Here is a 17,560-nt window from a genome sequence, read left to right on the forward strand (position 1 = left end):
AACCGTGCCCCATCTGGTGATTCTCTACACCCCCAACATCGAGCCCGAGACCGACATGTCGGCGCTGTGCCGCACACTCGCCGACACCATGCTCGAACAGCGCGACGAGGAAGGCAAGCAGGTCTATCCGACCGGTGGCACGCGCGTGCTCGCCTACCCCGCCGCGCACTACGCGGTGGCAGACGGCAAGGCGGACTACGCCTTCGTCTATCTCAATGTGCGGATGGCCGCCGGTCGCTCCGATGCGGTGAAGAAGCGCATCGGCGACGCGCTGCTCGACCAGGCGAAGCGTCACTTCGAGCCGGTCTTCGCACGGCGACACATCGGCATCACGCTGCAGATCGACGAAAGCCCCGGCCAGGTCTACGACGGCAAGCACAGCAACCTGCATCCGCTCTTCAACAAATAATCAGGCAGAACCCGCCATGCTCGCCCCGAACGTCATCCACCAACTTGCCGCCGAGCTTCACGAGAGCGAGAAGTCGCGCGTGCAGGTCGAGCACTTCTCCAAGCGCTTTCCCGAGATGACCATCGAGGACGGCTACGCCATCTCGCGCGAATGGGTGAAGACCAAGCTCGCCGAGGGCCGCGTCGTGAAGGGCCACAAGATCGGCCTGACGTCGCGTGCGATGCAGCAGGCCAGCCAGATCACCGAGCCGGACTACGGCACGCTGCTCGACGACATGTTCTTCGAGCAGGGCGGCGACATCCAGTTCAAGCGCTTCATCGCGCCGCGCATCGAGGTCGAGCTGGCTTTCGTGCTGGGCAAGCGGCTGCAAGGGCCGGACGTGACGATCTTCGACGTGCTGGCGGCCACCGACTACGTGGTGCCGGCCATCGAGATCATCGACGCGCGCATCGAGCAGTTCGACCGCCACACGAAGGCGATGCGCAAGGTGTTCGACACCATCGCCGACAACGCGGCCAATGCCGGGATCGTGATGGGCGGCCGCCCGGTGAAGCCCGACGCGGTGGACCTGCGCTGGGTCAGCGCCCTGCTCTACAAGAACGGCGTGATCGAGGAATCCGGCGTGGCCGCTGCCGTGCTCAACCATCCCGCAACGGGCGTGGCCTGGCTCGCCAACAAGCTCGCGCCGTGGGACGAATGCCTGGAGGCCGGCGAGGTGGTGCTCGGCGGCTCGTTCACGCGACCGACCACCGCCGTGCCCGGCGACACTTTCCACGCCGACTACGGACCGCTCGGCTCCATTGCCTTCCGCTTCATCTGAAAGACGCCTCATGCAAACACCCGTGAACCCCTTCAAGCAAGCCCTCGCCGCCAAGCGCGCCCAGATCGGCCTCTGGCTCGGCCTCGCCGATTCGTACAGCGCGGAGATCTGCGCCGGTGCCGGATTCGACTGGCTGCTGATCGACGGCGAGCATTCGCCCAACGGCCTGCAGAGCATCCTGCAGCAGGCGCAGGCGATCGCCGCGTACCCCGGCGCCAACGCCATTGCGCGCGTGCCGCTCGGCCATGGCGATGCCGGCACGGCGCTGATCAAGCAGTACCTCGACCTCGGCGTGCAGACGCTGCTGGTGCCGATGGTCGACACGCCCGAGCAGGCGAAGGCGATCGTGCGCGCGATGCGCTATCCGCCCGACGGCATCCGCGGCATGGGCGGCGCGCGCGCGTCGGGCTGGGGCCGCTATCCGGCCTATGCAAAGGAAGCGAACGACCGGGTCTGCCTGCTGGTGCAGGCCGAGACGCGCGAGGCGCTCGCCAACCTCGACGCCATCGCAGCCGTGGACGGCCTTGATGGCGTCTTCATCGGGCCGGCGGACCTGTCGGCCTCGATGGGGCACATGGGCAACCCCGGCCATGCCGACGTACAGGCGGCGATCGAGGACGCCATCGCGCGCATCAACCGCGCCGGCAAGGCGGCGGGCATCCTGACGCCGGACGAGACGCTGGCGCGCAAGTACCTGGACCTGGGCGCGCTCTTCGTCGCCGTCGGGCTCGACACCAACCTGCTGGTGCGGACCACCACGGCCCTGGCGGCGCGCTTCAAGGGCGGCGCCAAGACGACGACAGCGAGCAGCAGCACCTACTGACACGATGACCGATTCCTCGCACAAGGACGGCAAGCCCTTCCGCTCCGCGACCATCCGCGACGGCGTGATCCGCGCGACCACGCGCAGCTTCCTGCACGCGCTGGGGCAGGACGACGAGGACATCGCGCGCCCGCACATCGGGGTGTTCCACACCGGCGGCGAGATGAGCCCCTGCAACCTGAACCTGCGCGAGCAGGCGCAGCACGCCAAGACGGGCATCTACGCCGGCGGCGGCACGCCGCACGAGTGCCCCGTGGTGTCGGTGAGCGACGGGCTCACGATGGCGCATTCGGGCATGCGCTTCTCGCTGATCTCGCGCGAGCTGATCGCCGACAGCGTGGAGGCCTCGACGCGCGGCCACCAGTGGGACGGCATCTTCGCCATCGGCGCCTGCGACAAGAACCTGCCGGGCCTGATGATGGGGATGGTTCGCTGCAACGTGCCGAGCGTGTTCGTGCACGGCGGCTCCGCCTTGCCCGGCCAGATGCCCGGCCCCGACGGCCGCGACCTCAACGTCGTCGACACCTACGAGACCATCGGCAAGGTGCTGGCCGGCGATGCCACCGCGGACGAGCTCGAAGCCATGAGCCGCGCCTGCCTGCCCACGGCGGGCGCGTGCGCGGGGCAGTTCACTGCCAACACCATGGGCATGGTGTCGGAGGCGCTGGGCCTGGCGCCTATCGGCTCCAGCATGGTGCCGGCCGTCTTCAGCGAACGCGCGCCCCTGATGCGCCGCGCCGCGAAGTCGCTGATGCGTGCGGTGATGGGCGAAAGCCCCCTGCCCCGCGACATCGTGACGCGCAAGGCGCTGGAGAACGCCTGCGCCGTCGTGTCGGCCACCGGCGGCTCGACCAACGCCGCGCTGCACCTCCCGGCGATCGCGCACGAGGCGGGCATCAAGTTCCACCTGGACGACGTGGCCGAGGTGTTTGCGCGCACGCCGCTCATCGCCGACCTCCGGCCGGGCGGCAAGTATCTGGCGCGCGACGTGTTCTATATCGGTGGTGCCGGCGTGATCCTGCGCACGCTGCTGGAGCAGGGCTATCTGCACGGCGAAGCATTGACTTTCACCGGCCGCACGCTGGCCGAGGAAGTCGCCGACGCGGCCGAACCCGATGGCCAGGTGGTGCGCAAGGCGGGCGACCCGATCTCGCGCGACGGCGGTTTGGCCGTGCTCAAGGGCAACCTCTGCCCCGACGGCGCGCTGCTCAAGACCGCCGGGCTGAAGACGCTGGTGCACCGTGGGCCGGCGCGGGTCTTCGACTCGGAGGAAGAGGCGCAGACGGCGGTGCAGAACCGGCGCTACGAGCCCGGCGACGTGATCGTGATCCGCAACGAAGGCCCCAAGGGCAGCCCCGGCATGCGCGAGATGCTCGGCATCACGGCACTGCTCTACGGGCAAGGTATGGGCGACAAGGTGGCGCTGCTGACCGACGGGCGCTTTTCAGGCGCGACGCGGGGGCTGTGCATCGGCTACGCGGGGCCCGAGGCGGCCGACGGCGGCCCCATTGCGGCACTGGTGGATGGCGACGTGATCGCGATCGACGCGCGGGCGGAAGCGCGCAGCATCGCGGTGGAACTGACGGATGCGGAAATCGCCGCGCGCCTGGCGAAACGTGAGGTAAACGCGGGGGTGCGGCATGGCGGCTTGCTGGAAAAATATGCGCTCAGCGTGCGCCCGGGTCACCAGGGCGCCGTGACCCACTCCGGCGCAGTCACCTGGCTGCGCGACGAGTCCTGAAGCACCACCCTTGGAGACATCCGCATGAACTTCACCCGCCGCAGCCTGCTGCAAACCACCGGCGCCTCCGCGCTGCTCGCCAGCATCGGCCAGCAGGCCTTTGCGCAAGCGACGATCGAGACCGCGCGCATCATCACCGGCTTTGCGGCCGGCGGCACGTCCGACACGACTTGCCGTCGCCTCGCGACCAAGCTCGCGCCCGACTACGCCAAGACCGTGGTGGTGGAAAACCGCACCGGCGCGGGCGGCCAGATCGCCGTGACCTACGTGAAGAGCCAGCCGGCGGACGGCGCGACCATCCTGCAGACGCCAACCTCGATCCTGACGATCTATCCGCACATCTACAAGAAGCTGCCCTACGACCCGGTGGCCGATCTGTCGCCCGTGTCGCTCGCCTGCATCTTCGACTTCGGCTTTGCCGTTGGCCCGGCCGTGCCGACGAGCGTGAAGACCGTGCCCGAATTCCTGGAGTGGGTGAAGGCCAACCCGGCCGGCGGCAACTTCGGTTCGCCCGCGGCCGGCTCCACCCCGCACTTCATCGGCGCGCTGCTGGGCAAGAACGCGGGCGTGGACCTCAAGCATGCGGCCTACCGCGGCACGCAACCGGCCATGCTCGATCTGCTGGGCGGCAACATCTCGGCCGTGTCCGGCCCGATCGGCGACATCACGCAGCATCTCCCGACCGGCAAGATCCGCATCCTGGGCGTCTCGGGCGCCAAGCGCAGCAGTTTCGCGCCCGATGTGCCGACCTTCGGCGAGCAGGGACTCAAGGACATGGCCTTCAGCGAATGGTTCGCCTTCTTCCTGCCGGCCAAGGCCTCGCCGGAAGTCGTGAACCGCCTGAACGCCGCGATGAAGACCGCGCTGGCCACCAAGGAAGTGATCGACGGACTGCATGGCTTCGGGCTGGAGCCGATGTCGTCGTCGCCCGCCGAATTGGCCGACCTGCTGAAGAAGGACACCGCGATGTGGGCGCCGATCGTCAAGAAGATCGGCTTCACGGCAGAGGCTTAGTACACCCCCAGGCTTGCCCACTTCGTGTGGCCGCCCACCCCCTTGCAGGGGGCAATACCTGCGGACCGGCTGGGCCGGTTCCGCGGTATTCCTGGAAAGGGGGCGGACGGGTTGGTTGGGTTGGGGCGGAATGCGTTTTTTGAAGGAACTGATATGAACACACTTGCCGCCATGCCGACCTCCGAACTGGACCATCGACTCCTCCACCCCGATGAGCGCGCGGCGCGGCTGGAGTTGGCGGCGTGCTATCGCGTGTTCGCGATGCTGGGCTGGACCGAGATGATCTACAACCACATCACGGTCCGGCTGCCCGACACGGTGACGGGCGGCGAGAAGCAGTTCCTCATCAATCCCTTCGGCCTGCACTACAGCGAGGTCACGGCGAGCAACCTGGTGAAGATCGACCTGCGGGGCAATGTGCTCGACGGGTCGCGCTGGCCGGTGAACCCGGCTGGGTTCACGGTGCATGCCGCGATCCACGACGGACTGCCCGACGCGCACTGCGTGATGCACACGCACACCACGGCCGGCGTGGCGGTGGCCTGCCTGCAGGGCGGGCTGCAGCAGACCAATTTCTATAGCGCGCAGCTGCACGGCATGGTGGCGTACCACGACTTCGAGGGCATCACGATCCATGCCGACGAAGGACCGCGCCTGTTGAAGAGCATCGGCGATCGCAAGGCGGTGATCCTCCGCAACCACGGCCTGCTGGCCTGGGGCGAGACGCTGCCGCAGACGTTTGCCATTCTCTGGACCCTGCAGCGTGCCTGCGAGATCCAGATGGCGACCCTCTCGATGGGCGCCGCCATTCCCGTGCCCGAGGACATCGCGCGCAAGTGCACGCGCGATGCCCTGCAATTCAATCCGAACCACGGTGCGGGCCAGGATGTGTTCGACGCGCTGGTGCGCCAGGTCGACCGCATCGACCATTCCTACAAGAACTGACTGAATCATGAAGGTTTGCATCTACGGCGCCGGCGCCATCGGCGGCTGGATCGGGGCGAAGCTCGCGCAGGCGGGTTGCGAGATCGACGTGGTCGCGCGTGGCGCGACGCTCGAAGCACTGGAGCGCGACGGCCTGACGCTGGTGAGCGGCGAATCACGCGTGTCGGTGCCGGTCAACGCAAGCAGCGATCCGAAGACATTGGGCGTGCAGCAACTCGTAATCGTGGCGGTGAAGGCGCCGGCGCTGCCCGCCGTCGCGCAGCAGATCGCGCCGTTGCTCGGCCCCGAGACGATCGTGCTCACGGCCATGAACGGCGTGCCGTGGTGGTTCCTGCAAGGCGGCTTCGGCGGCGCGCTGGCGGGTGCTCAACTGGAGGCCATCGACCCGGGCGGAAAGATCGATGCAGCCATTCCCGCCAGGCACGTCGTCGGCTGCGTGGTGCATGCGAGCTGCTCGCTCGACGCGCCAGGTGTGGTGCGGCATCACTTCGGCAACGGACTCATCATCGGCGAGCCCTCAGGGGAGGCGACCCCGCGCGCTGAAGCGCTGCGCGACCTGCTGGCGCGCGCGGGCATCGATACCAAGCTCTCGCCGCAGATCCAGAAAGACGTCTGGTACAAGCTCTGGGGCAACATGACGGTCAACCCCATCAGCGCGCTGACCGGCGCCACGACCGACCTCATCCTCAACGACGATCTGGTGCGCGGCTTCATCTCCACGATCATGCTGGAGGCGAAGGAGATCGGCGCGCGCATCGGCGTGCCGATCGCCGAGAGCCCCGAGGACCGGCATGCCGTCACGCGCAAGCTGGGCGCCTTCAAGACTTCGATGCTTCAGGACGTGGAAGCGGGGCGCGCGGTCGAACTCGATGCGCTGGTTTCGGCGGTGCGAGAGCTGGGGCAACGGGCCGGCGTGCCGACGCCGTTCACGGATGCGCTGCTGGGTTTGGCGCGCTTGCGTGCAAGGCAGTCGGGCCTGTACTGATCTGGACTCTCAGCGCTGGAGCAGGACGCGTACGGCCCCGGGCAGCGAGTGCACCTCGGGCATGAAGCGATCGATCACCGCCCCGAGCACCACCGCAAGCAACAACGCGCCCAGCAACGGCTTCCAGGTGAGTCGCACCGCGGCAAGCAGCCAGCCTTCCCGCGCAACGCGCACCGCGGTGCGTGCCGATACGTACGAGAACGCCACTTCCACGGCGACCGCGAGCAACGCGTCCCAGCCGAAATAGAGCAGCACCAACGCGCCCGCGCCGAACACGACCGCGACGCAGATCAGGAAGATCGCGAGCACCGGCACCACGACGACCGCGCCCTCGTCCGCACCGGCCGCCACATCGAGCACGCCGCCGGCCACATCGGCGACGCTGGTGTCGGCACCGGGATTCGCTCCGCCGCCGTGCGCGGACGGCCAGTCGCCGACCCCGGGGTCTGGCACGTCGGGATCGAACCGGGTGTCGCGCCGCACAAGCCGAGCCGCCCACCAGCGCAGCACCAGCAGGTAGGCGAGATAGCCCACGCCCAGCGTCACGAAGTAGCGCGTGGCGAGCGACTCGACACCCCAGCGCATCTGCAGGTGCGACACCATCCACATCAGCAACAAGGTGAAGGTGCCAATCAGCAGGCCGTGCGTTCGCAGGTTGTAGGTGCGATGCAGGTCGCGCTCGACCTGCGTTTCCCACAGGCGCACGGAGCGCCAGTCCGAAAGAATCCTCAAGCAGGCGCTTTCAATCGACCGTGGCAGGCACCCGCATGGCGACAGCGCACATCAGCTCGTAGCCGACGGTGCCGGCGGCCTGCGCCACGTCGTCGATATACAGCAGCGCGCCGTTGGACGCGCGGCCCCACAGCGTGACCTCGCTGCCGAAGCCCGCGTCGGGCACCGGCGTCAGGTCGACCGTGATCATGTCCATGCTCACGCGCCCGACCATCCGGGTGCGCACGCCGTTGACCAGCACCGGCGTGCCAGTGGTGCAGTGCCGCGGGTAGCCGTCGGCATAGCCGACCGCGGCGACGCCGATGCGCATCGGCCCTTCGGCCGCGAAGCTCGATCCGTAGCCGATGGTGTCGCCCGCCTTCAGGTTCTGCACGCCGATCAGTTGCGTGGACAGCGTCATGCCGGGCTGGAGCTGCCAGTGCGCGGCGTCGTGTTCGGGAAAGTCCGGAGCACTGCCGTACAGCAGGATGCCGGGGCGCACCCAGTCGGCCCGCGTGCTCGGCGCGTGACGCAAGGTCGCGGCGCTGTTGGCAGTCGACCGCTCGCCCGGCAGGTCCTGCGTGGTGCGCTCGAAGACTTCGATCTGGTGGGCGATGCCACGCGCGCCGTCGGCATCGCTGAAGTGCGTCATCAGCGTGATCTCGTCGACCTGCGGCAGCGCGTTCAGCCGGGTCCACGCCGAGCGGAAGCGCTCGGGCGTGAAACCGAGCCGGTTCATGCCCGAATTCATCTTGAGGAAGACACGTTGCGGCGCCTGCGTCTTGTGTGCGGCCAGCATGTCGATCTGCTCGTCGCAGTGCACCGCGTGCCAGAGATCGAGCCGCGAGCACAGCTCCAGGTCGCGCGCATCGAACACGCCTTCGAGCAGCAGGATGGGGCCGCGCCAGCCGAGCGCGCGCACGCGTTCGGCCTCCTTCAGGTCGAGCAGCGCGAAGCCGTCGGCGGCGCGAAAGGCGTCGAAGACCCGCTCGATGCCGTGACCGTAGGCATTGGCCTTGACGACGGCCCACACGCGCGAGTCGAGCGCCGCGCGGCGTGCGCGGTCGAGGTTGTGCCGCAGTGCAGCAAGATGAACAGTGGCGAGGATCGGACGCGGCACGGCAAAAACCCTGTGAAAAGCAGGAAACACTCACACAAACGCGCCCAGAGTGGAGAGCGCGTCACGCCATTTTGACACCGCACCCCCATGCTATAACCGCGCAGCCGCCACGGAAGCGGCCCCTCTTCCACTATCGCCAGCAGTCTCAATTTCTGGCCAGCCAGCCCATCGATGAAGCGCGGTTTCTACACGATCATGTCGGCCCAGTTCTTTTCGTCACTGGCCGACAACGCGCTTTTCGTTGCGGCCGTGGAACTGATGCGAACCAACGGCGCGCCCGAATGGCAGCGCGCCGCGCTGGTGCCGATCTTCACCATCTTCTATGTGGCGCTGGCCCCGCTGGTTGGCGCCTTTGCCGACGCCTTGCCCAAGGGCAAGGTCATGTTCATCAGCAACGCGATCAAGGTGGTGGGCTGCGTGATGATGCTGTTCGGCTCGCACCCGCTGCTGGCCTACGCCATCGTCGGGCTGGGCGCCGCGGCGTACTCGCCGGCCAAGTACGGCATCCTGACGGAGCTGCTTCCGGCCTCGCAACTGGTCAAGGCCAACGGCTGGATCGAAGGCCTGACCATCGCCTCGATCATCCTGGGCATCGTGCTCGGCGGCCAGCTCGTGGGCCATGCGCTGTCGAGCCACCTGCTCGCGCTGGATTTCCCGGTCATCAATACGGGCATCGACACGCCCCCCGAAGCGGCGATCTCCGCGCTGATCCTGGTCTACATCGTGGCCGCGTGGTTCAACACCCGCATCCCCGACACCGGCGTCGAAATGCGGCCGCTTCGCTCCAACCCGCAGCACGGCTTCGTCCGCAACATGGCCGCGCTGCTGCCCGATTTCTGGCACTGCAATTCGCGGCTCTGGCGCGACAAGCTCGGCCAGATCTCGCTGGCGACCACCACCCTGTTCTGGGGTGCGGGCGGCAACCTCAAGTACATCGTGCTGGCCTGGGCGTCGTTGGCGCTGGGCTACAACACCGCGCAGGCCTCGTCGCTGACGGGTGTGGTCGCGATCGGCACCGCCGTCGGCGCGATCGTGGCTTCGGTGCGCATGCGGCTGGACATGGCGACGCGCGTGATTCCCCTGGGCATCGGCATGGGCGTGCTGGTGATCGGGATGAACTTCATCGGCAACATCTGGCTGGCGGTGCCCTTCCTCATCCTGCTGGGCGGGCTCGGCGGCTTCCTCGTGGTGCCGATGAATGCGCTGCTCCAGCACCGCGGGCACAACCTGATGGGCGCGGGCCGGTCGATCGCGGTGCAGAACTTCAACGAGCAGTCCTGCATCCTGATCCTGGGCGCGTTCTACAGCGCCTGCACCGGGCTCGGCATGTCGGCGTATGCGGCCATCACCGCCTTCGGCGTCGTGGTGGCGGGCTTCATGTGGCTCATCAAGCGCTGGCACATGAGCAACCTGCGCAAGTACCCGGAAGAGGTCGAGCACCTGCTCGCCATCGCTCGCAGCGACAAGCACCACTGATCCCGTCTTGCCTGCCATTGCGCTGATCTTCAACGCCTTTGTCTGGGGCGTGTCCTGGTTTCCTTTCCGGCAGATCGAGAGCCACGGTCTTCATCCGGTATGGGCGACCTGCCTGATCTACGCCGCGATCGCGGCGGTGATGGCGGTGCTGCGCCGCAGCATGTGGCACGTCTTCGCGCTGCACCCCGGACTCGTGCTGCTCGGGCTGGCTGCCGGCTTCACCAACGTCGGCTTCAACTGGGCGGTGACGCAGGGCGACGTGGTGCGCGTGGTGCTGCTGTTCTACCTGATGCCGCTGTGGAGCGTCTTGCTGGCCTGGGCCTTCCTCGGCGAACGGCCGACGCTGGCCGCCCTCGCACGCGTCGCGCTCGCGCTGATCGGCGTGGCGGTCGTCCTCAAGACGCCGGAGACCGACTGGCCGATTCCGTCGAGCCTGCCGGACTGGCTGGGCGTCGCAGCGGGCTTCAGCTTCGCGGTGACCAACATCCTGCTGCGCCGTCTGCGGGCCGCGCCTGGCGAATCGCGCGCGCTGGCGATGTTCGGCGGTTGTGCCCTGGTGGCCGGTGCGACGGCGCTGGCGGGGACGGCGCTCGGCGCGATCGCTCCGCCGCCCCTGGCCGCGTCGGCGTGGTGGGGCTGGGCCGTGATGTTAGGGATCGCTTTCGTGTTCGCCAATGTCTGCCTGCAGTACGGAGCCGCGCGGCTGGCGGCTAGCGCGACCTCGGTGATCATGCTGTCGGAGGTGTTGTTCGCGAGCAGTTCGTCGGTGGCGCTCGGCGCGGCAACGATGGATGCGCGCATCTGGATCGGCGGTGCGTTGATCGTGCTCGCTGCCGTGTGGTCGGCGTTTGCGCGATCGCCGGGCGGCGAGGATGATCGACCCTCTTCCCTTCAGAAAGACACGACATGACCAGCGTCTACGACTTCGAAGCCCGCCAGATCGATGGCAAGCCGGTGCCGCTTTCCACGTTCAAGGGCAAGGTGCTGCTGATCGTGAACACGGCCAGCAAGTGTGGGTTCACACCGCAGTTCGAGGGACTGGAAGCCCTGTACGAGAAGTACTCGGGCAAGGGCCTCGCAGTGCTCGGATTTCCGTCCAACCAGTTCGGCAACCAGGACCCGGGCACCAACGAGGAGATCGGCGCCTTCTGCGTCGAGAACTACGGCGTCAGCTTTCCGATGATGGAGAAGATCGACGTCAACGGCTCGGGCGCCGCGCCGCTCTACAAGTGGCTGGTCAAGGAGGCACCGGGCTTCCTGGGCAGCACGGCGATCAAGTGGAACTTCACCAAGTTCCTGATCGGAAAGGACGGACAGGTCATCCGCCGCTACGCGCCGCTCGACAAGCCCGAGTCGATCAGCCGCGACATCGAGACCGCCCTGGGGGCATAGCCCCCGCTGCGCGCTCAGAAACGGAAGTCGGCCGTCTTCGGGCCATTGCCCAGGGTGACGACCTGGCTCTTCGTGACGCCGTCGGCCGATGCCTCGACCGTATACCGGCCGGCCGGCAGGTCGACGTGGCAGATCGGACCATTCGAGACAAGCGACAGGGCCGTCGCGCCGCTCTCGTTCTTCACCGTCACCGCGACGTCGGCCAGGTACGCACCGCTGCTGCGGGCGAAGAGCAGCGACAGCGGATGGTCCTTCATCGCGGCACGCATGGCGACGGATTCGTCCGACCCGACGCCACCGCACACGTACTGACCCGAACCGGCGCCTTGCATCGTCGGCGCAACGACGGGCACGACCGCAGGAACGGGTGTGGAGGCTGCCGACTGGGCCTGCGCCACCCACGGCGCAACGGCGCAGGCGCCAAGAACCGCGCCCCGCAGAATCAATCGAAATGAGGCGTGCATGGAAACACTCCCGAAGTGAACATGCTTGCATGCTCTCTACGCCCCGCCTCCCGGCGAGTCGGACCAGACCCCCAGTGGGTGTGCGATCAGGCCGTCGGCGCGGCCTGCAACGCTTCGTCCAGCAACTCGACCCAATGCCGCACCGGCGTCTCGCTGCCGCTCTGCAGGTGGGTGATGCAGCCGATGTTGGCCGACACGATGGCGGTCGGCCTGAGCTGGTTCAGATGGCCCAGCTTGCGGTCGCGCAGCGGATAGGCCAGCTCGGGCTGAAGGACCGAATAAGTGCCCGCCGAGCCGCAACACAGGTGCGATTCGTTGACCGCCACCTGCACGTCGAAGCCCAGCGCGCGAAGGTTCGTCTCGACGCCGCCGCGCAGCTTCTGCCCGTGCTGGAGGGTGCAGGGCGGGTGGTAGGCGATGACGCCGGTCGGCGCGCTGACGCGCCCTTTCAATGCCGGGACGAGTTCGGGCAGCAGTTCGCTCAAGTCGCGGGTGAGCGCGCTGATGCGCTCCGCCTTGGCCGCGTAGGCCGCGTCGTCCTTGAGCATGTGGCCGTATTCGCGCACCGTCACGCCGCATCCCGATGCGTTCATCACGATCGCCTCGACCTCCTGGCGTTCGACCAGCGGCCACCAGGCGTCGATGTTGGCGCGCATCTGCGCCTTGCCGCCGTCGTGGTCGTTGAGGTGGAACTTCACCGCGCCGCAGCAACCCGCGCTCGGCGCGATCACGGCCTGGATGCCGGCCGCGTCGAGCACGCGCGCAGTCGCACTGTTGATGTTGGGCGCCATCGAGGGCTGCACGCAGCCGGCGAGCATGAGCACCTTGCGCGCATGGGTGCGCGTGGGCCACGCCCCGGCATTTCGTGGAACCGGCACCTTGGCCTTGAGCTTTTCGGGCAGCAGGCCGCGCACCGACTGCCCGAGCTTCATCGCAGGACCGAAGAGCGATGAAGGCAGTGCCTCCTTGAGCGTCCAGCGCAGCGCGCTTTCGAGCGGGGGACGCGGCACCTTCTCGTCGACGATCTTGCGGCCGATATCGACCAGGTGGCCGTACTGCACGCCGCTCGGACAAGTGCTCTCGCAATTGCGGCAGGTGAGGCAGCGGTCGAGGTGCAGTTGCGTGCTGCGCGTGGGCGCCTTGCCCTCGAGCACCTGCTTGATCAGGTAGATGCGCCCGCGCGGCCCGTCGAGTTCGTCGCCGAGGAGCTGGTAGGTCGGACAAGTGGCGGTGCAGAAGCCGCAGTGCACGCACTTGCGCAGGATTGCCTCGGCTTCGCGGCCATCGGCGGTGCCCTGGAATTCGGGAGCGAGTTCGGTTTGCATGCGTGGGGTCAGTCCGCGGGGTAGAGCCGTCCGCGATGGAAGACGGATTGAGGATCGAACTCGCGCATCAGTGCGCGATGAATGCGCTCGACGGCGGGGCTGAGCGCGTCGAACCTGCCGAGCACGCGTTGGCCGTGGATGTCCGAGGGCATGAAGAGCGTCGCATGGCCGCCTGCGTCACGGGCCGCCGCGCGCAGTTGCGGGCGCTGGTCGGGCGGCGCGAGATACCAGCGCTGCCCGCCGTGCCACTCGATCAGCGGCGTGCCGTCGACCTTCAGCACCGGAGCCGTCTGCGGCACCGACAGGCGCCAGAGATCGCGCGCGCCACGCGCACCGAACCACGCATGCTGCTGGTCGCGCAGCGACTGCCAGCCGGCGGCGGTGCGCTCGTTGCCTTGGCGTTCGCCGCCCAGATGCGCGCAAGCCGCCTCGACCGCAGCCACCGCGCCGCGCAAACGCAGCGACAGCACGCCGACGCCGTCGCGCTCGCGCCAGACGCTCGCGTTCAGCGGCAGCGGCCGGCCGCCCCATTCGTTGAGCAGGCGCAGCGCATCGGCCTGGCCGCAGGCGAATTCGAGCGTCGCTTCGGCGGGCGCAGTCGGCAACACCTTGAGGCTCACGTCCGCGACGAGTCCGAGCACGCCGAGCGATCCCGCGAGCACGCGCGACACGTCGTAGCCCGCGACGTTCTTCATGACCTGGCCGCCGAAGGTGAGCACCTCGCCGCGGCCGTTGACCAGCGTGGCGCCGAGCACGTAGTCGCGCACCGAACCCACGCTGGCCCGCGACGGCCCGCTGAGCCCGGCGGCGACCATGCCCCCCACCGTGCCGGCGGCGCCGAAGCGCGGCGGCTCGAAGGCGAGGCACTGTCCCTTCTCGGCCAGTGCAGCCTCGAGTTCGGCCAACGGCGTGCCGGCGCGAGCGGTGACGACCAACTCGCTCGGCTCGTAGCTGGTGATGCCTGTCAGGCCGGTGGTGGAGAGCGGCTCGCCTTGCGGCGGCTCTCCATAGAAGTCCTTGGTGCCGCCCCCACGGATGCGGAGCATCGTGTTGTCGGCGGCAGCGGCGCGTATGCGCTCGGCGATCTGGCGAAGGGCTGGATCCATGCCGGCGATCGTACCGCCAGCGGCGCGTCAGTCCTCGAAGAAACGAACTGGCAAGCCGGGCGTGGCCACCCGAATCGACAGCACGTGACCCGACGCGGGGCGCTGTTCGAGTTCAGCGGCCGGTCGGCCGCGCCGCGCCGTGGTCACGAACAGCGTGCGCAGGTCGTCGCCGCCGAAGCACGGCATCGTCGGGCACTGCACGGGCGTCGGCAGCGCGGACACCTGCTCGCCGGAGGGCGCGAAGCGCAGCAGTTGGCCGCCCTCGAACATCGCGACCCAATAGTGGCCCTCGGCGTCGACGGTGGCGCCATCGGGCCGCCCTTCGTAGCGGATGAGCGATTCCGCCGTCCAGCCGGCGGGCTTGTCGCCGAACTGCCTGAACACGCGGGGGTTCGACAGGCGATTGGGCCGCGCCGCCCACGTCCACGCGCGCACGCGGTGCGCCGCGGTGTCGGCCCAGTAGACGGTCGTGTCGTCGGGCGAGAAGGCGAGGCCGTTGGCGGTGGTGGCCTCGTTGGCCATCTGCGTGAGCGTCGGCGCGCGTCCACCGCGTGCGTCGAGACAGTAGAGCGCGGCGTTGGCGCGATCCTTCGCCTCGTTGAGCGTGCCGGCCCAGAAACGGCCGAGCGGGTCGCACTTGCCGTCGTTGAAGCGCATCGTGCGCACGTCATGGTCGACGCGCGCCATGGGCTGGAGCTCGCTGCCCCACTCCCGCGCACGATAGACGCCGTCGCGCAGCGCGACCACCAGGCCGCCGCTGCGTGCCGGCGCCATGCAGCCGGGCTCGGTCGGCATGTTCCATCGCTCGACCCCGGGGCTGGCGATGTCGCCGCGCGTGCGCAGCACGGCACGACCCGGAATGTCCAGCCAGTAGAGCGACCTCTCGGCCGGATGCCAGAAGGGCGACTCGCCGAGCTGGCTGAGGCTGTCATTCAGCGTGGTCCACATCAGCCGCAGCTTAGGCGAAAAAAGGCCCGCAGGTGCCGAAGCACGTGCGGGCCGAACATCCAAAGGAGACTCTCGCTAACAAAAACTCTTCAGCGGTTGTACGCCGTTTCGCCGTGCGACGTGATGTCGAGGCCTTCGCGTTCTTCCTCTTCGCTCACGCGCAGGCCGATGGTGAGGTCGGCGATCTTGTAGGCAATGAAGGACACGACGCCCGACCACACGATGGTCAGCACCACAGCCTTGAGCTGGATCCAGACCTGCGCGCCGATGCCGTTGGAGATGACGCTGGCCGTGACCCAGTCGCCCACGAGGCCGGGGCCGCCGAGCGATTGGGTGTTGAACACGCCGGTCAGCAGCGCGCCGACGATACCGCCGACACCGTGCACGCCGAACACGTCGAGCGAGTCGTCCGCGCCGAGCAGCTTCTTGAGGCCGTTGACACCCCAGAGGCAAGCGAAGCCGGCGACGAAGCCCACGACGAGGGCGCCCATCAGGCCGACGTTGCCGGCAGCCGGCGTGATCGCCACGAGGCCGGCGACGGCACCCGAGGCAGCACCCAGCATCGAGGCCTTGCCGCGCATCAGCGCTTCGCCGATGCACCATGCGAGCACCGCGGCGGCGGTGGCCGAGAAGGTGTTCATGAAGGCGAGCACGGCGCTGGTGCCGGCTTCGAGCGCGGAGCCGGCGTTGAAGCCGAACCAGCCCACCCACAGCAGCGAGGCACCGACCATCGTGAGCGTCAGCGAATGCGGCGTGAAGGATTCCTTGCCATAGCCGATGCGCTTGCCGATCAGGAAGGCACCCACCAGGCCGGCGACGGCTGCATTGATGTGCACCACGGTGCCGCCTGCGAAGTCGAGCGCGCCCCATTGCCAGATCAGGCCGGCCTTGTCGTTCATCGCGTCGACGACTTCCTTGCTGGCGTAGGCGTCAGGGCCCATCCAGAACCAGACCATGTGCGCGATCGGCGCATAGCTGAAGGTGAACCAGATCACCATGAAGAGCAGCACGGCGGAGAACTTCACGCGCTCGGCGAAGGCACCGACGATCAGGCAGCAGGTGATGCCTGCGAAGGTGGCCTGGAAGGCGGCGAACAGCAGCTCGGGGATATACACGCCCTTGCTGAAGGTCGCGCCGGGTGCGAACACGCCGGTGGCCGGATCGAAGATCCCCTTCATGAAGAGCCGGTCGAATCCGCCGATGAAGGCATTGCCCTCGGTGAACGCCAGGCTGTAGCCGTAGATGAGCCACAGCACGACGATCATCGAGAAGGTGACCATCACCTGCATCAGCACCGACAGCATGTTCTTGCTGCGGACCAGGCCGCCGTAGAACAGCGCGAGGCCGGGGATCGTCATCATGATCACCAGCAGCGTGGAAACCAGCATCCAGGCGTTGTCGCCCTTGTTGAAGGAAGGCGCGGCTGCGGCGGGCGCAGCGGCGGCGTCGGCGGGTGCCGCTGCCGCAGGGGCCGCAGCAGGTGCGGCGGCGGCTGGCGCTGCAGCTGCAGGCGCGGCGGCAGCGGGCGCCTCGGCCGCGGGTGCCGCTGCCGTCTGCGCAAAGCCGGACGTGCCGGCGGCCAGCACGCTCAAGCCGAGCGCGAGTGAAACAAGGAATTTTTTCATTTCGATTTGTCTTTCGTGCCTTGCGTATCAGAGGGCTTCGCGGCCCGTTTCACCGGTGCGGATGCGCACGACTTGCTCCAGGTCGTACACGAAGATCTTCCCGTCGCCGATCTTGCCCGTGCGAGCGGCGGCCTCGACGGCCTCGATCACGCGCTCGACCAGCTCGTCGGCCACGGCCGCTTCGATCTTGACCTTGGGCAGGAAGTCGACCACGTACTCGGCGCCGCGGTACAACTCGGTGTGGCCCTTCTGGCGGCCGAAGCCCTTGACCTCGGTGACCGTGATCCCCTGCACACCGATCGCCGAAAGCGCTTCGCGCACTTCGTCGAGCTTGAAGGGTTTGATGATGGCTGTGACCAGCTTCATGATGTTTCTCCTACAGATGGAAGGGACGGCGCAGCCACCGGGGCCGCGCCTTCTGTGACTAGAGCGTCTTGGTCAGCGTGACGATGAAGCGCGTCTTGTTGGGCGAGAAGGTGGTCTGGCCGAAGGTGACGCCGTTGATGTCCACGCCGGGGCTGGAGATCAGGTTGAAGGCGCTCTGCTCGTTGCCGCCCTGCACCCAGCCGCCCAGCGACAGGCCGCTGCCCAGGTCATAGGACACGCCCACGTTGTAGTCCAGGTAGTCCTTGTAGCCCAGGCTCTTGATGTCGCTG

At 67.9% G+C, this 17,560-nt stretch carries 18 protein-coding genes and 1 pseudogene; 10 read left to right on the forward strand and 9 right to left on the reverse strand.

Annotated features, from left to right (window positions below; all coding sequences use genetic code 11):
- The first annotated feature begins 4 nt into the window (after positions 1-4).
- From QTH90_RS24870 to QTH90_RS24900, 7 genes are all read left to right on the forward strand, one after another.
- On the forward strand, positions 5-409 hold the full coding sequence (locus QTH90_RS24870) for a 5-carboxymethyl-2-hydroxymuconate Delta-isomerase (RefSeq protein ID WP_286667231.1): 405 nt from the start codon (positions 5-7) through the stop codon (positions 407-409).
- Between the two features lie 16 nt (positions 410-425).
- Positions 426-1,229: a 2-oxo-hept-4-ene-1,7-dioate hydratase gene (gene hpaH, locus QTH90_RS24875; protein ID WP_286667232.1), complete on the forward strand. Its 804-nt coding sequence runs from the start codon at positions 426-428 to the stop codon at positions 1,227-1,229.
- A 10-nt stretch (positions 1,230-1,239) separates the two neighbouring features.
- On the forward strand, positions 1,240-2,052 hold the full coding sequence (locus tag QTH90_RS24880) for an aldolase/citrate lyase family protein (protein WP_286667233.1): 813 nt from the start codon (positions 1,240-1,242) through the stop codon (positions 2,050-2,052).
- A 4-nt stretch (positions 2,053-2,056) separates the two neighbouring features.
- Positions 2,057-3,793: a dihydroxy-acid dehydratase gene (gene ilvD / locus QTH90_RS24885; RefSeq protein WP_286667234.1), complete on the forward strand. Its 1,737-nt coding sequence runs from the start codon at positions 2,057-2,059 to the stop codon at positions 3,791-3,793.
- A gap of 24 nt (positions 3,794-3,817) precedes the next feature.
- Positions 3,818-4,807 carry a Bug family tripartite tricarboxylate transporter substrate binding protein gene (locus QTH90_RS24890; RefSeq protein WP_286667235.1) on the forward strand — a complete coding sequence of 330 codons (990 nt, stop codon included), beginning with the start codon at positions 3,818-3,820 and terminating at the stop codon, positions 4,805-4,807.
- Between the two features lie 153 nt (positions 4,808-4,960).
- Positions 4,961-5,752, forward strand: coding sequence for a class II aldolase/adducin family protein (locus QTH90_RS24895; protein ID WP_286667236.1), 792 nt, complete (start codon positions 4,961-4,963; stop codon positions 5,750-5,752).
- A 7-nt stretch (positions 5,753-5,759) separates the two neighbouring features.
- Positions 5,760-6,737, forward strand: a complete 978-nt coding sequence (locus QTH90_RS24900) for a 2-dehydropantoate 2-reductase (protein ID WP_286667237.1) — start codon at positions 5,760-5,762, stop codon at positions 6,735-6,737.
- Positions 6,738-6,746: 9 nt separating this feature from the next.
- Here the strand turns inward: QTH90_RS24900 and QTH90_RS24905 are convergent, their stop codons facing one another.
- Positions 6,747-7,469, reverse strand: a complete 723-nt coding sequence (locus QTH90_RS24905; protein ID WP_286667238.1) for a hypothetical protein — start codon at positions 7,467-7,469, stop codon at positions 6,747-6,749.
- A 10-nt stretch (positions 7,470-7,479) separates the two neighbouring features.
- On the reverse strand, positions 7,480-8,568 hold the full coding sequence (gene alr, locus QTH90_RS24910; protein WP_286667239.1) for an alanine racemase: 1,089 nt from the start codon (positions 8,566-8,568) through the stop codon (positions 7,480-7,482).
- Between the two features lie 171 nt (positions 8,569-8,739).
- On the opposite strand from alr, the gene lplT reads away from it, so the two are divergent.
- Genes lplT through QTH90_RS24925 form a run of 3 tightly spaced genes read left to right on the forward strand, consistent with a single transcriptional unit; the run spans position 8,740 to position 11,436 of the window.
- Entirely contained in the window at positions 8,740-10,044 is a 1,305-nt protein-coding gene (gene lplT / locus QTH90_RS24915; RefSeq protein WP_286667240.1) for a lysophospholipid transporter LplT, read from the forward strand.
- Between the two features lie 7 nt (positions 10,045-10,051).
- On the forward strand, positions 10,052-10,954 hold the full coding sequence (locus QTH90_RS24920; RefSeq protein ID WP_286667241.1) for a DMT family transporter: 903 nt from the start codon (positions 10,052-10,054) through the stop codon (positions 10,952-10,954).
- A complete protein-coding gene (locus QTH90_RS24925; protein WP_286667242.1) occupies positions 10,951-11,436 on the forward strand; it encodes a glutathione peroxidase in 486 nt (161 codons plus the stop codon). Before QTH90_RS24920 ends, QTH90_RS24925 begins: the two co-directional genes overlap by 4 nt.
- Before the next feature lie 14 nt (positions 11,437-11,450).
- Here the strand turns inward: QTH90_RS24925 and QTH90_RS24930 are convergent, their stop codons facing one another.
- The 7 genes and pseudogenes from QTH90_RS24930 to QTH90_RS24960 form a co-directional block, all read right to left on the reverse strand.
- Positions 11,451-11,900, reverse strand: a complete 450-nt coding sequence (locus QTH90_RS24930) for a carboxypeptidase-like regulatory domain-containing protein (RefSeq protein ID WP_286667243.1) — start codon at positions 11,898-11,900, stop codon at positions 11,451-11,453.
- Between the two features lie 86 nt (positions 11,901-11,986).
- Complete coding sequence (gene glcF, locus QTH90_RS24935) at positions 11,987-13,225, reverse strand: glycolate oxidase subunit GlcF (protein ID WP_286667244.1); 1,239 nt, start codon at positions 13,223-13,225, stop codon at positions 11,987-11,989.
- Positions 13,226-13,233: 8 nt separating this feature from the next.
- Positions 13,234-14,331, reverse strand: coding sequence for a glycolate oxidase subunit GlcE (gene glcE / locus QTH90_RS24940; protein WP_286667245.1), 1,098 nt, complete (start codon positions 14,329-14,331; stop codon positions 13,234-13,236).
- A gap of 27 nt (positions 14,332-14,358) precedes the next feature.
- Complete coding sequence (locus QTH90_RS24945; RefSeq protein ID WP_286667246.1) at positions 14,359-15,279, reverse strand: SMP-30/gluconolactonase/LRE family protein; 921 nt, start codon at positions 15,277-15,279, stop codon at positions 14,359-14,361.
- 89 nt (positions 15,280-15,368) lie between these two features.
- Positions 15,369-16,904 carry an ammonium transporter gene (locus QTH90_RS24950; RefSeq protein ID WP_286667247.1) on the reverse strand — a complete coding sequence of 512 codons (1,536 nt, stop codon included), beginning with the start codon at positions 16,902-16,904 and terminating at the stop codon, positions 15,369-15,371.
- A 27-nt stretch (positions 16,905-16,931) separates the two neighbouring features.
- Positions 16,932-17,270 (reverse strand): P-II family nitrogen regulator, encoded by a 339-nt coding sequence (gene glnK, locus QTH90_RS24955; protein WP_028249673.1) that lies wholly within the window; start codon positions 17,268-17,270, stop codon positions 16,932-16,934.
- 58 nt (positions 17,271-17,328) lie between these two features.
- Positions 17,329-17,560 (reverse strand): annotated as a pseudogene (locus QTH90_RS24960) (TorF family putative porin); the annotation flags it as partial.

This window comes from Variovorax flavidus, from assembly GCF_030317145.1.
In the GTDB taxonomy this organism is placed as follows: Bacteria; Pseudomonadota; Gammaproteobacteria; order Burkholderiales; family Burkholderiaceae_C; genus Variovorax; species Variovorax flavidus.

Coding starts and splice junctions, on each gene's coding strand:
- hpaH (WP_286667232.1), top strand. CDS start 426: ATGCTCGCCCCGAACGTCATCCACCAACTTGCCGCCGAGCTTCACGAG.
- QTH90_RS24880 (WP_286667233.1), top strand. CDS start 1,240: ATGCAAACACCCGTGAACCCCTTCAAGCAAGCCCTCGCCGCCAAGCGC.
- ilvD (WP_286667234.1), top strand. CDS start 2,057: ATGACCGATTCCTCGCACAAGGACGGCAAGCCCTTCCGCTCCGCGACC.
- QTH90_RS24890 (WP_286667235.1), top strand. CDS start 3,818: ATGAACTTCACCCGCCGCAGCCTGCTGCAAACCACCGGCGCCTCCGCG.
- QTH90_RS24895 (WP_286667236.1), top strand. CDS start 4,961: ATGAACACACTTGCCGCCATGCCGACCTCCGAACTGGACCATCGACTC.
- QTH90_RS24900 (WP_286667237.1), top strand. CDS start 5,760: ATGAAGGTTTGCATCTACGGCGCCGGCGCCATCGGCGGCTGGATCGGG.
- lplT (WP_286667240.1), top strand. CDS start 8,740: ATGAAGCGCGGTTTCTACACGATCATGTCGGCCCAGTTCTTTTCGTCA.
- QTH90_RS24925 (WP_286667242.1), top strand. CDS start 10,951: ATGACCAGCGTCTACGACTTCGAAGCCCGCCAGATCGATGGCAAGCCG.
- QTH90_RS24930 (WP_286667243.1), bottom strand. CDS start 11,900: ATGCACGCCTCATTTCGATTGATTCTGCGGGGCGCGGTTCTTGGCGCC.
- glcF (WP_286667244.1), bottom strand. CDS start 13,225: ATGCAAACCGAACTCGCTCCCGAATTCCAGGGCACCGCCGATGGCCGC.
- glcE (WP_286667245.1), bottom strand. CDS start 14,331: ATGGATCCAGCCCTTCGCCAGATCGCCGAGCGCATACGCGCCGCTGCC.
- QTH90_RS24945 (WP_286667246.1), bottom strand. CDS start 15,279: ATGTGGACCACGCTGAATGACAGCCTCAGCCAGCTCGGCGAGTCGCCC.
- QTH90_RS24950 (WP_286667247.1), bottom strand. CDS start 16,904: ATGAAAAAATTCCTTGTTTCACTCGCGCTCGGCTTGAGCGTGCTGGCC.
- glnK (WP_028249673.1), bottom strand. CDS start 17,270: ATGAAGCTGGTCACAGCCATCATCAAACCCTTCAAGCTCGACGAAGTG.